Annotated in this window: 12 protein-coding genes; 8 read left to right on the forward strand and 4 right to left on the reverse strand. The window is 65.3% G+C overall.

All coding sequences use genetic code 11. The features are described 5' to 3' along the window. Window positions 1-54 precede the first annotated feature (54 nt). Genes ACWW1C_RS15390 through ACWW1C_RS15405 form a run of 4 tightly spaced genes read left to right on the forward strand, consistent with a single transcriptional unit; the run spans window position 55 to window position 3,332 of the window. On the forward strand, window positions 55-1,452 hold the full coding sequence (locus ACWW1C_RS15390; RefSeq protein WP_455979192.1) for a wax ester/triacylglycerol synthase family O-acyltransferase: 1,398 nt from the start codon (window positions 55-57) through the stop codon (window positions 1,450-1,452). A 24-nt stretch (window positions 1,453-1,476) separates the two neighbouring features. Beyond that, on the forward strand, window positions 1,477-1,866 hold the full coding sequence (locus tag ACWW1C_RS15395; protein ID WP_455979193.1) for an STAS/SEC14 domain-containing protein: 390 nt from the start codon (window positions 1,477-1,479) through the stop codon (window positions 1,864-1,866). Window positions 1,867-1,898: 32 nt separating this feature from the next. Then, on the forward strand, window positions 1,899-2,558 hold the full coding sequence (locus ACWW1C_RS15400; protein WP_455979194.1) for an SRPBCC family protein: 660 nt from the start codon (window positions 1,899-1,901) through the stop codon (window positions 2,556-2,558). Between the two features lie 60 nt (window positions 2,559-2,618). Further along, window positions 2,619-3,332 carry a DUF998 domain-containing protein gene (locus tag ACWW1C_RS15405; protein ID WP_455979195.1) on the forward strand — a complete coding sequence of 238 codons (714 nt, stop codon included), beginning with the start codon at window positions 2,619-2,621 and terminating at the stop codon, window positions 3,330-3,332. A 60-nt stretch (window positions 3,333-3,392) separates the two neighbouring features. On the opposite strand, the gene ACWW1C_RS15410 is transcribed toward ACWW1C_RS15405, so the two are convergent. Both ACWW1C_RS15410 and ACWW1C_RS15415 read right to left on the reverse strand, forming a co-directional pair. Further along, window positions 3,393-5,789: a phosphoketolase family protein gene (locus ACWW1C_RS15410; RefSeq protein WP_455979196.1), complete on the reverse strand. Its 2,397-nt coding sequence runs from the start codon at window positions 5,787-5,789 to the stop codon at window positions 3,393-3,395. Continuing rightward, entirely contained in the window at window positions 5,786-6,691 is a 906-nt protein-coding gene (locus ACWW1C_RS15415) for a universal stress protein (RefSeq protein ID WP_455979197.1), read from the reverse strand. The genes ACWW1C_RS15410 and ACWW1C_RS15415 overlap by 4 nt, the downstream gene beginning before the upstream one ends. 295 nt (window positions 6,692-6,986) lie before the next feature. On the opposite strand from ACWW1C_RS15415, the gene ACWW1C_RS15420 reads away from it, so the two are divergent. Beyond that, on the forward strand, window positions 6,987-7,784 hold the full coding sequence (locus ACWW1C_RS15420) for a universal stress protein (RefSeq protein ID WP_455979198.1): 798 nt from the start codon (window positions 6,987-6,989) through the stop codon (window positions 7,782-7,784). 61 nt (window positions 7,785-7,845) lie between these two features. Here ACWW1C_RS15420 and ACWW1C_RS15425 read toward each other — a convergent pair whose 3' ends face one another. After that, complete coding sequence (locus ACWW1C_RS15425; protein ID WP_455979199.1) at window positions 7,846-8,739, reverse strand: universal stress protein; 894 nt, start codon at window positions 8,737-8,739, stop codon at window positions 7,846-7,848. Between the two features lie 131 nt (window positions 8,740-8,870). Here ACWW1C_RS15425 and ACWW1C_RS15430 point away from each other — a divergent pair, with 131 nt between their 5' ends. The 3 genes from ACWW1C_RS15430 to ACWW1C_RS15440 all read left to right on the forward strand — a co-directional run bounded on the left by ACWW1C_RS15430 (window position 8,871) and on the right by ACWW1C_RS15440 (window position 11,882). Then, window positions 8,871-10,235, forward strand: coding sequence for a cytochrome P450 (locus ACWW1C_RS15430; protein ID WP_455979200.1), 1,365 nt, complete (start codon window positions 8,871-8,873; stop codon window positions 10,233-10,235). Between the two features lie 26 nt (window positions 10,236-10,261). Further along, window positions 10,262-10,894, forward strand: a complete 633-nt coding sequence (locus ACWW1C_RS15435) for a class I SAM-dependent methyltransferase (RefSeq protein WP_455979201.1) — start codon at window positions 10,262-10,264, stop codon at window positions 10,892-10,894. A 172-nt stretch (window positions 10,895-11,066) separates the two neighbouring features. Next, window positions 11,067-11,882: an alpha/beta fold hydrolase gene (locus tag ACWW1C_RS15440; RefSeq protein ID WP_455984298.1), complete on the forward strand. Its 816-nt coding sequence runs from the start codon at window positions 11,067-11,069 to the stop codon at window positions 11,880-11,882. Here ACWW1C_RS15440 and ACWW1C_RS15445 read toward each other — a convergent pair whose 3' ends face one another. Beyond that, a complete protein-coding gene (locus ACWW1C_RS15445) occupies window positions 11,883-12,443 on the reverse strand; it encodes a PadR family transcriptional regulator (protein WP_455979202.1) in 561 nt (186 codons plus the stop codon). Window positions 12,444-12,506: the final 63 nt, after the last annotated feature.

Here is a 12,506-nt window from a genome sequence, read left to right on the forward strand (position 1 = left end):
CAACATCATTTGCGAATACCGCACCGCCCGCGGGCCGGCCCGTAAAGGACACCGATGAACGACAACCAGCTCACGGCTCTCGATGCCGGTTTCCTGCAGGCTGAGGATTCTGACAGTCATGCCAATCTTGCCGTCGCAGTGCTGGCCATCATGGAAGGTCCCGCACCGGATTTCGCCGAACTTCAGACCGTGCTCGACGAGCGGTCGGCCACCCTGCCACGCTGCCGACAGGTGTTGCACTCCTATCCGCTCGACCTCAGCGCTCCAGAATGGGTGCCGGCCCACAGTTTCGATATCACCCACCACGTCCGCAGGCTCACCGTGACGGCTCCAGGTGATGACACCGCGGTCCATCGCGCGGTTGCGAACTTGATGGAGCGCCGCCTCGACAGGTCCCGTCCCCTGTGGGAAGCCTGGATGCTGGACGGTCTGGCCGACGGTCGTTGGGCGATCGTCGTGAAGCTGCACCACTGCATCGCCGACGGCGTCGCGGCGACCGCGATGCTCGCCGGCATCTGCGACAACCAGTGGGCGCTCCGCGATGAAATCCCCAGCCTCCCTTCGGGATCAGACCGAAGTCCACTCCGCGGCTTCAATCCGATCACCCTCGGCACCGACGCTTGGCGGATGGTGACATCCACCGCGCGCAGTGGGGCTCGCATGGCGTTCGGGGCCGCTCAACTCGTCGCCGGCGTGCTCACCACATCGACCCAACCCCTCAACGGCCAACTCAGCGATATGCGCAGGTTCAGCGCTGTCGAGGTGTCATTGCGGGATGTCCAGATGGTCGCCAAACGGTTCGGCGTCACCGTCAACGATGTCGCGCTGGCAGCCATCACCGACGGTTTCCGGTCTGCGATGCTGCAGCACGATATGCAACCGTCGGCCGGGCCGATCCGCACCGTGGTACCGGTGTCCGTCCGGCCGGCCGAACTGCTCCATGTGCCCGATAACCGGGTCTCGGTGTTGCTGCCGGCCCTCCCCGTCGATCGACCGGATCCACTGGAACAGCTTCGGCTGGTCCACAAGCGGCTGACGACGGCGAAAAGCAGTGGACAGCGGCAAGCCGGCTCGTTGGTGGTTGCCGCGGCCAACCTGATTCCATTTCCGATCATGGCGTCTGCCGTGCGCCTGCTGGGCCGGCTGCCGCAACACGGTGTAGTTGCCGTTACGACGAATGTCCCCGGCCCCAGCCGGCGAATGCGCCTGATGGGCCGCCAGATCGCCGCGCTCGTACCGGTGCCGCCCATTGCGATGGGTATGCGCACCGGCATCGCCATCATGAGTTACGCCGACCGCCTGACTTTCGGCGTTATCGGCGACTACGACGCTGAGCTCGACGCGCACGATCTCGCCCGCGGCATCGAGCACGGGATCGCTCACCTGGTCGCTGTCGCGTCGGCCGCGACGCACACCCGCCGGCTGGGCAACCTGCTGCTGCTCAGTGGCTAGGAGCAAAGGAGCAAAGGAGCAACCATGATCGATCAGCAATGGGACGCACACAACTCGGTCCTCACCATTCGTCCCGAATCTCCCTTGAGCACGGGTGATTTCGTGGCGCTCGCCCGTACTGTCGACCCGACGATCGAGCAAGGCAGTAACCTTGCCGGTCTGATCATCGATGCGCCACATTTTCCAGGGTGGGATGGTTTCGGCGCGATGGCGGCCCACATCCGGTTCGTCCACGACCATCACCGGCACGTGAAAAAGATTGCTATCGTCACGGATTCGCCGATTGCCGGCGTCGCACAGCACCTGGTGTCACATTTCATCGCGGCGGAGATCCGGCCGTTCCCCGCGGGCCAGGTCGAGCACGCCAAGGAGTGGATCGCAAGTGGCGGTCAGTCTGAGGACCCAAGACCCTAGCCACCCGCAGCCCCTGAGGGCAGAGTCGTCATATGACGAGAACACATATTGGCGAAGCTGCGGTGGGCGCGGCGCTCCTGTATGCGGCACGCCGGTACTACCGCAATTGGGGTACGACGAAGGAAGAATGCGGAAGACGATTGCCGGGTGACGAGCTCGTTCGGTCGCCGGCACTGCAGTCGACCGAGGGCATCTTGATCGACGCACCGGTGAGTGTGGTCTGGGCCTGGCTGGTGCAGCTCGGCCAAGACCGCGCCGGTTTCTATACCTATGAGGCGCTGGAGAGCCTGCTCAGTCGCGATTACCACGGCGACCATGCCATCCGTCCAGACTGGCAGCGGCTCGGACCGGGCGATCCGATTCGCCTCGCAGCGCCGGGCTGGCTCGGCCGACGCGGCGGTGTCTTGCTGCGGGTTGCGCACATCGTCGACAGGCAATCGATCGTGCTGCGTGGGACACCTCCGGAATTCCCTTGGGACGCAGTGTGGTCACTCCATCTCGAGCCTCATTGGGACGACCAGTGCCGCCTGCTGGTCCGCACCAGGGCGGGGCTCCGCCACCCAGGCCAGGTCTTCGTCACCGAAGCGGCCGGGCCGTTGGTATCGCTGACCGTGCGTGGCATGCTGCTCGGGATCAAGGAGCGGGCGGAAGCGACGCCGCTGCCGGCGCTGACCCCGCAGCCCGCGGCCTGACCACGAGCAGCCACGCCAAATGTCCTAGCAGCAGATGTTTCTCGAGTTCAGGTGCAGGGTATGGCCTCATCGGTGACCTACACGAGGTTCCGTCCGGCACCGCGACCCTGGGCTGTCGCCGTGCTCATCGGGCTCATCGGCTACTGCGACTACCCGCTTCAGTGGATCATCGGGTCTCCGCTCAGCCCCACCCGGTCCTACATCAGTGAGCTCGCGGTCGACGGGCAACCGTATTACCAGATTTTCCGGATCGGCGATCTCGTCGCCGGCATAGGCCTCGCGATACTCGCCGGCATCCTGGTCATCTGGCGCCCGTCAGCACCGATGCGGCTCGGGAGCGCCGCGCTGGCGGTGGGCGCCGCGACTTCGATCGTCGACGCCCTGTCACCCATGAGCTGCGCCCCGTCGATTGACTTCCAATGCCGGGCAGCCGATCACGCCTCGCTATCGACCCAGCTGTCTCAATTGCACACCATCTCTGGAGTAGTCGGATTCACCGCGGTGCTGATCGCGATGGCGGCATATGGCGCCGCGCTCGGTAGGCAGCCGGGCACTCATCATCTGGGACTGGTAGGGCTCACGTGCGCGGCGATCGGAGCGGTGCTCGGCGGCGCCGAAATCGTGACTGCGCTCGCGGACACAGATTCGACGGGGCTGTTCGAGCGTTTGCACGTAACCGTCGTCAGCGCGTTTCTCCTGATGCTGACACTCGCCGTCGTGCATGCCACGAAGTTGGCCGCTCAACGATCAGTAGCCAATTCACTTCCACACTGAATCTCAGTTCCACGCCGAACCGCAGTTCGCCATGGGCCGGACGCGGCCACCCGCGCATCGTCATTCACCGGCCGGTTCCCAACGCCAGTGTTTGACCTCGGGCAGATCCTCGCCGTACGTCCGGATCCAGTCCCGGTGGCGATCGTGAGTCGCGACCATGTCGGCGCGCAACGCGCGTACGGCGGGACCATCGAGTCCGGGCACCAGATCGATGGCGTCGATCACCAACTGGAAGCGGTCCATCTTGTTCAGCACCAACATGTCGAAAGGTGTGGTCGTCGAACCCTCCTCCAAATATCCGCGCACATGCATGTGCTGATGGTTGCGCCGGCGGTAGGTCAACCGGTGAATCAACGACGGGTAACCGTGGTAGGCGAAGATCACCGGCCGGTCGGTGGTGAACAACATGTCGTACTCCGCATCGGTCATGCCGTGCGAGTGTTGGGTGTTGGACTGCAGACGAAACAGGTCAACGACGTTGACAACGCGAATTCCCAACTCAGGCAGGTGCTTTCGCAGTATCGATACGGCAGCCAGCACCTCGATGGTGGGCACGTCGCCGACAGAGGCCAGCACCACGTCAGGGAGCGAACCCCCGTCTGTGCTGGCCCATTCGAAGATGTCCGCGCCGCGCGCGCAGTGCACCGCGGCTTGCTCGGCGGTCAGCCACACCGGTGCGTCGTTCTTCCCGGCGACGATCACGTTGATGTAGTCCCTGCTGGCCAGGCAGTGTGCCGCCACCGACAGCAATGTGTTGGCATCCGGCGGCAGGTAGATGCGGGCGATTTCCGCGCGCTTGTTGGCCACATGGTCGATGAAGCCAGGATCCTGGTGCGAGAAGCCGTTGTGGTCCTGGCGCCACACGTGTGACGTGATCAGGTAATTCAAGGATGCGATCGGCGCACGCCACGGTAGTTCGCGACTCACCTTGAGCCACTTGGCATGTTGGTTAACCATCGAGTCGACGACGTGAGCGAACGCCTCATAGCTGTTGAGCAGGCCATGCCGGCCCGTCAGCAGATAACCTTCCAGCCAGCCCTGGCACATGTGTTCCGACAAGACTTCGAGCACTCGCCCGTCACGAGCCAGATGCTCGTCGTTCGGCAGTACTGCCGCGTTCCACTGTTTGTCACTGACGTCGTACACCGCGGCAAGCCGATTCGACGCGGTCTCGTCGGGTCCGAACAGCCTGAAGTTTCGGTAGCACGCGTTGCGCACCATGACCTCACGCAGATACTGCCCGAGCACCCTGGTCGGCTCCGCCGTGGTGTTTCCCGGCTTGACGGTGGACACGGCGAATTCCTTGGCGGCCGGCAGGTGCAACGGCGTCAGTAACAGGCCGCCGTTGGCATGCGGGTTTGCGCCCATCTGACGCTCGGGAGCCGGCACGTTGTCGGTGACCAGCGCTGTCGGGCAACCCATTTCGTCGAACAGCTCATCAGGGCGATAGGAGTCCAGCCAGTCGACGAACTGTCGACGGTGTTCGGGTTGGGTACGGATGTCGGCGATGGGCACTTGATGCGAGCGCCATGTGCCCTCGACCGGCAGACCGTCGACCCATCGTGGTCCGGTCCAGCCTTTGGGCGTCCGCAATACGATCATGGGCCACCGGGGTCGCGGAGGTGTCGACGCTGCCGTCCGCGCATCACTCTGGATGTCGCTCACCAGGGCTACTGCCTGGTCGAGTGCCGCAGCCATGTCCTGATGCATCAGGTCGGGGTCGTCGCCACTGACGTAGATCGGGTAATGCCCGTATCCACGCAACAGACAATCGAGTTCAGCGTCGGTGATCCGTGCCAGGACCGTCGGATTGGCGATCTTGTATCCATTGAGGTGCAGGATGGGCAGCACCGCACCATCGGTGACGGGGTTGATGAACTTGTTGGAATGCCAGCTGGCGGCCAGCGGGCCCGTCTCGGCTTCACCGTCACCGATTACGCACGCCACCAACAGATTCGGGTTGTCGAGCGCTGCGCCGTAGGCGTGCGCCAGGGAATACCCGAGTTCGCCGCCCTCGTGGATGGAGCCCGGAACTTCCGGTGCCACATGACTGGGAACGCCACCGGGAAAGGAGAATTCGCGGAACAACGTCGCCATGCCGTGTTCATCGCGGGCGATATCGGGACGTGTTCGGCTGTAGCTACCTTCGAGCCAGGCGTTCGCAAAGAGCGCCGGCCCGCCGTGACCGGGACCGATGACATACATCGCGTCGAGGTCGTGGTCGATGATGGCGCGATTCAAATGCGCGTAGATGAAATTCAGCCCCGGGGAGGTCCCCCAGTGCCCCAACGGTCGGGGCTTGATGTGCTGGCGCTCCAATGGTGTTCGCAGCAGTGGGTTGCCCATCAGATAAATCTGACCGGCCGTGAGATAGTTCGCCGCGCGCCAATATGCGTCGACTGTTCGCCGGCGTGTCGCTGGCAACGGCACACTCACCGAACGAGTTGCGCTGGTCATCGGGTGGACTCGCGAGCGTGCGGCCGCGCCACGAGCACCGGGCAATTTGCCTGGTGAATGAGTTTATGGCTGGTGGAACCGAGGAACAGTCCGGTCGCGTCGCCGCGACCATGACTTCCCGTGACGACCAACTGGGCGCGCTGGGCATGGCTCAGGAGAACGTGCCCGGGGTTGCCGATCGCCGCAACGCGGCGGACCGCGACCTCCGGGAATTTCTCCTGCCATCCGGCCAACCGCTCGGCCAGCAGCATCGCCTGTTGTTCTTCACGAGCCTGGCCGGTCAGGTCGTTCCAGGGACCTTGTGCATCGTAGAAATGCGCCGGCAAGTAGCCCCAGACCAGGATAGCGGTGAGCGCTGCCCCGCGCATGGAGGCTTCCTCGAAGGCCCAGGCAATCGCATCCTCGCTGTCCGGAGCACCGCTGATCCCGACGACAACAGGGCCCGTCACGGGCACTCCCGGTGCGCGGACCACGACCACCGGGCTGTGCCCGCGCGCCGTCAGCGCCACCGCGACCGACCCGGCCAGCAGACCGCTGAACGCGTTGAGTCCGCTGGAACCCACGACGGTCAGGAATGCACCCTCCGACAGATCGATCAACACCCGAGCCGGGCGGCCGGCCTTTCTGGTCAACGCCACCTCGAGATCGGGGTCCAGGGTCTGCACGCGATCCAGAGCTTCGTCAAGGAAACGCTGGCCGGCCGTCTCCAGATACTGGAAGAAGCTCTCCGAGGCGCCCGGATTGAAGCCCATCGCGAAACTCTCGAAGTCCACGGCGTGCACCAATCGGAGCGGAAGATTGCGCAACTGCGCTTCGTTGACGGCCCAGTTCAGGGCGAGCAGGGATGAGCTCGATCCGTCGATTCCAACCAAAATATAAGGGCGGGGCGGTAATTCGGTCACGATGTCCTCCCATGAATCGGCCTATCCGATGTCCACGACGGTACGAGCACGGCCCCTCGGCTGCCATGGCCGAAAGTCACTTCCTGAGTGACCACTCGCCACCACGCCAGGCCGTCGTTCCGTGGTGACTCATGCGGCGGCTCCAGGGCCTTTGTGCCCTCGACTCCCGGTACGTACCCGCGTGAGGATTCGATGACACATCCACGCTTCCGCACACGAGGGCAGATCTCGGCACCGCTGGGACACCCGCTCGATACCGCGGTGGTGGGGCACGCGAAAAGACCGGGGAGACAAGATGATCGAAACGCGGATTGGCGATTCTGTCGTGGTCGGCATCGATGGTTCGACCGCTGCCGTGTACGCCGCGCACTGGGCAGTATCCGAAGCAATGCTCCGAGACGTACCGCTACGGCTGGTGAGTTGCGTACAAGGCCCGCAGCGCTCAGATCGGATGTCCACCGAATACGCCAGGACCTGCCTGCGAGCTGCTCACGCGGCCATCGACGACACCGCCGCGCAGGTCAAGATCGAGACCGCCGTTGTAGTCGGCGACCCAACGGCGATATTGATCAGCGAATCCCGCCACGCTGCGATGGTGTGCGTCGGATCCGTCGGGATAGGCCGCTTCGCGAAAGCACTGCTGGGATCGACCGCGGCGGAGGTGGCCGAGGGGGCGGAATGTCCGGCCGCAGTCGTCCGCAGTTACGCACCGCGCCGAAGGTTACCGGCAGGCTCGATCGTCGTCGAAGTCAATGACGGGGAAGAGAATCACGACGTGTTTGCCGCGGCGGTCGCCGAGGGGCAACTGCGTGGACGGCCCGTCATCGCAGTCGGCGTCTGTCCGCCCGAGACGGGGATGAGCGCCCGCCAGGAGTTACTGCGCCGTAGTGCGGTATGGCAGGACCTCTACCCCGAGGTGTACATCACCGCGGTACCTATCACGACCAGTTTCGTGCGGTTCCTCCAGACGACGTCCGAACCGATCAGCCTCGTCGTCGTCGGTGCCCGCGAAGCTGCCTCGCTCGTGAAAATTGTGGGTTCACATGCCGACTCGAACTGCGACAATCCTTCTGTGCTCGTCGCGCGGGCCTGAGGGTACGCGGGCATGAGGTACAGGTGACCGCGCACGGTCACCTGCCCAATCAACGGTCTGACTACCGAGCCTGCGGGCGGGCAACCAGCACCGGGCACTCAGCATGCTGCACCAGCCGGTGACTCGTCGACCCGAGGAACCACCCGGCCGCGTTGCCATGTCCGCGGGTCCCGGTGACGATCAACTGCGCGCGCTGCGCATAGCCCAACAGGACGTGCCCTGGGTGACCGGCGGCGACCGCGCGGCGTACCGCGACTTCGGGGAACTTCTCCTGCCACCCGGCCAACCGTTCCGCCAACAGCATCGCCTGCTGGTCCTCCCGGGCCGGCCCGGGCAGCTCTTCCCAAGTGGGTTCTATGTAGTCGAAATAGGCTGGTACATAACTCGATACGAGAACGGCAAGCAGTTTCGCACCCCGCAGTGACGCCTCTTGGAAAGCCCAGCCGATGGCTTCCTCACTGTCGGGTGTACCGCTAACGCCAACGACGACGGGTCCACCGGCATGTTGACCCGGCGCCCGGACCACGACGACGGGACTGTGGCCGTGCGCGGTCAGCGACACCGCCACCGAGCCCGCGAGCAGCCCGGTGAATCCATGCAGCCCACTGGATCCGACAACGGTGAGGAACGCGTCCTTCGATTGTTCCTCCAGCAGCTGTGCGGGACGGCCGACAAGATTGTGGATGGAGACCTCCACCTCGGGCGCGAGCGCATGCACCCGCTCCTCGGCTTCGACGAGGAAGTTCTGGCCCGATGCCTCCACGTACTTGAAGAAGCTCTCCGAAGCGCCCGGATTGAACCCCATCACGAAGTTGCCATAGTCGACGGCGTGAACCAGCCGTAGGGGCAGGTTACGCAGTTGCGCCTCGCCGATCGCCCACAGCAACGCCTCCAGCGAGGAGCGTGAGCCGTCGATACCGACCAAAATGTAAGGGCGAGGAGATAACTCGGTCATGATGTCCGCTCCAGACGAAGATGCAAATCCGACACCTTCAACGGTACGGACGTCGACTGCCCGGTGCTACGGCCAAAAGTCACTCGAATCACTCGACCATGTGCATCCGGCACGGCATAATTCTTATTGACATGACTGCAACCATCGACGCCCGCGACGTGGGCACGCTGCCGCTCGCGCCGAAGAACCCGCTGCCGTTACGGCAGTTGCTAACCACCCGGCAATTGCACGCCGGGCTGGTTCTGCTGAGTGAAGTCGGCGGCCCCGTCAGCCGCATCGCGGTCGCGCCGAAGCGCGTCGCGCCGCCCGTCGTGCTCGTCACCTCCCCTAGCGGGATCCGGGACGTGCTGGGCCGCACCGACAACCTCGCGGAGCGCTCCACGATCCACGAAGAAGTGCGCAACGTGGTCGGCGACAACCTCTTCGTCCTGCCCAACAGCGCCTGGCCGCCGCGCCGGCGCGCCCTGCAGCCGGTCTTCACCAAACAGCACGTCGACCGCTTCGGCGGACACATGACCCAGGCCGCGCAGACCAGCGCCGACTGCTGGCGCGATGCCGGTGACGTCGATCTCGACATCGAGTGCCGTCGGCTCGCCATGCGGTCGCTGGGCTACTCGATCCTCGGGCTCGACATCAACGAGCACAGCAACACCATCGCCGAGAACATGCACGTGGCCTCCCGCTACACGGCCGATCGCGCTCTGCGTCCGATCAAGGCGCCGCAGTGGCTCCCGACGCCGGGACGCCGTCGCGCCCGCACCGCCGTCGCGCGGATGCGGCAGATGACCATGGCCGTCCTGCAGGACTGTCGCGCGAATCCGGACCGCGATGCGCCGTTGGTCAAGGCGCTGCTCGCGACCTCCGACCCCGAAACCGGCCAGAAGCTGTCCGACGACGACATCTGCAACGACCTGCTGATCTTCATGCTGGCCGGGCACGACACGACAGCGACGACGCTGACGTACGCCTTGTGGCAGCTCGGGCGCAATCCCGAGATGCAGGACCGGGTCGCTGCCGAGGTCGCCGCGATCGGTGATCGGGAGCTGACGCCGGACGACGTTTCCCGGCTCGCGTACACCGCTCAGGTACTCAACGAGTCGCTGCGACTGTGCCCGCCGGCAGCCGGCGTCGGGCGGACCGCGACACAGGACATCGTGGTGGACGGCTACCGCGTGGAAGCCGGCAGCATCGTCGCCATCGGGATCAGTGCCGTGCATCGGGACCCGACGCTGTGGGACCACCCGTTGGCCTTCGACCCGGACCGGTTCAGCCCGGAGAACTCCAAGACTCGCGACCGCTGGCAGTTCATCCCGTTCGCCGCGGGTCCGCGGTCCTGCATCGGTGAGCACTTCGCGATGTTGGTGACGACGCTCGCGCTGGCCACCATCGTGCGCTCGAACCGGATCGAGTCACTGAGCGACGACTTTCCCCTCGAGTCGCCGTACACGACGGTTGCGAAAGGCCCCATCCCGGTTCGGGTCGCCGCGCGGGTGTGACGCCGGCGGTGGCCAGAGTTCGGAACATGCTCGACTGGGACCACAACGCCTACTACCACCGATTGCTGCTCGGGCACCTGCCGCCGCGGTGCGAACGTGTGTTGGACGTCGGCTGTGGCGCCGGCGGCTTTGCAGTTCAACTCGCGCAACGCAGCGACCACGTCGACGCGGTTGACCGGTCCGGCGCGATGGTCGCCGAAGCCCGCCGACGGACGGCCGCGAATGTCGACTGCATTCAGGCCGACGTTCTGACCGACGCGCTGCCCGCGACGGATTACGACGCGATCGTGTCCATCAGCGCACTGCACCACATGCCGCTCGGTACTGTGCTGCCCCAGCTTGCCGCTGCGCTTCGGCCCGGAGGTGTCCTGGCGGCGATCGCGCTGCCTCGGACAGACCTGCGGCGGGAGTGGCCTCAGGAGCTCGCCGCCACGCTCGGGCATCGCGTGCTCGGTGTCCGGTTTCGCGCAGAACGCCTGCTGCGAACCGGCAGCGGCTTCGCGAAGACGCCTGATCACGACGCGATGCCCGTGGTCCTGGACCCACCGCTGACCACCCGCGAAGTCGCCGCGCAGGCAGCAACTCTGCTGCCGGGTGCCCGCGTGCGGCGCCTGCTCTTCTGGCGTTACCTGCTGGTGTGGCAGAAGCCGGCCCGGTAGCCCTACACGGCGCGTAGGAATCGTCGGCAACGTCAATTCCGACCCTCGCCCCTGGCTGATGGTGCAACGATGACGAGGCAAGCAAGTCCGCTCTCACTCGCGGAGGCCGACCGTGCCCGATCACGTCGCAACCGAGGCCTGCCACGTGATCCGTCTGCAGGACGGGCGCCGCATGAGTTATGCGCAGTACGGCGTTCCTGACGGATTCCCGATCGTCAGCGCCCACGGCGGGTTGGCCTGCCGGCTCGATGTCGCCGCCGCCGGGTCCATCGCCGAGTCGTGCGGCATCCGGCTGATCGCCCCTGACCGACCCGGCGTCGGGCGGTCGGATCCACAGCCGGACCGGACCATCCTCGACTGGACCCGCGACGTCACCGAGCTACTCGACCAGCTCGATGCCGACCAGTTCGCGGTGATGGGCTGGTCTCTCGGTGGCCAGTACGCGGCCGCGGTCGGTTACGCGTTGCGGCCACGCGTGACACGGACCGCCATCATCGCCGGCGCCGTACCTCTGACCGAACCCGGCGCGTTCGAGGGACTGCCACAGATCGACCGCACCTACATCCGTTTGTCACATCGCGCACCGTGGGCAGCCCGGCTCGGCTTTCGCGCGATGGCGCTTGCCGCGACGTGCGCGCCCGAACTCTACGGCCGGCTTGCGGCGCGGGATCTCGGGCCGGCGGATGCCGCGGTGTTGAGGGCCGAGGGTTTCGCCACATTCGCGCACATGTCGCGAGAAGCGCTCCGACAACCTCAGGGCGTCGTCGAGGAGTATCGCGTCATGGCTCGGCCATGGGGCTTCACGCCCGAGGAGCTTCAGCTGCCGGTGGACATCTGGGGCGGGACCGACGATCAACTCATCGACCCGTCGTGGCCGGGTGAACTGGCGCACCGGATACCGGAGGCGACACTGCATATGCGACCGGGCGGCCACTTCCTGGCGCACCTGTACTACCAGGACATCTTCCAGACATTGCTCAGCTCGTGATCAGATCGCACCTTTGCCGGACGACGACGTAAGTCTGTCCAGCACGTCCAGGGCTTCGCGGCACCAGTCCACCCAGGCCTGCTCCGTACGCAGTCCCGCCTTCAACACAAGATGGCGCAGTACGTCGGCGTCGGCGACCGGGGCTGCGAAATCGCGCGCGTCTATCTCGCGGTAGTTGGCCAACATCGCTTCATGCGCAGCGAGGTGGTGGGCGATCACGGCATGCACGGCGCCCGTCTCACCCAGTGCAGCGGCTGCGCGCACACGCACAGCGACGGACATTCGCTCCGGTGCGGGATCGTCAATGCCACAAAGCCATTCACGCAAAGCCAGCCGCCCAGCAGGCGTGATGCTGAATCGCTTGGGCTGCCCGCGCTCGGGGCGATCAGGAGTCGAGGCCTCGGCGAGTCCGGAGGTCTTGAGCTTGTCGAGTTCCCGATAGATCTGCTGGTGAGTCGCCGGCCAGAAGTAGCCGAATGCCCGATCGAACCGGCGGGTGAGTTCGATACCCGTCGATGCCCGCTCGGTGAGCGCAGTCAGGATGGCGAATTGCAGCGACATGGCGTGATCGTAGGTCCCATGGGGCTTCCGCTGGCGGAGCACAGCGGCAGACGTCCCGTCACG

This window comes from Mycobacterium sp. HM-7, assembly GCF_053852335.1.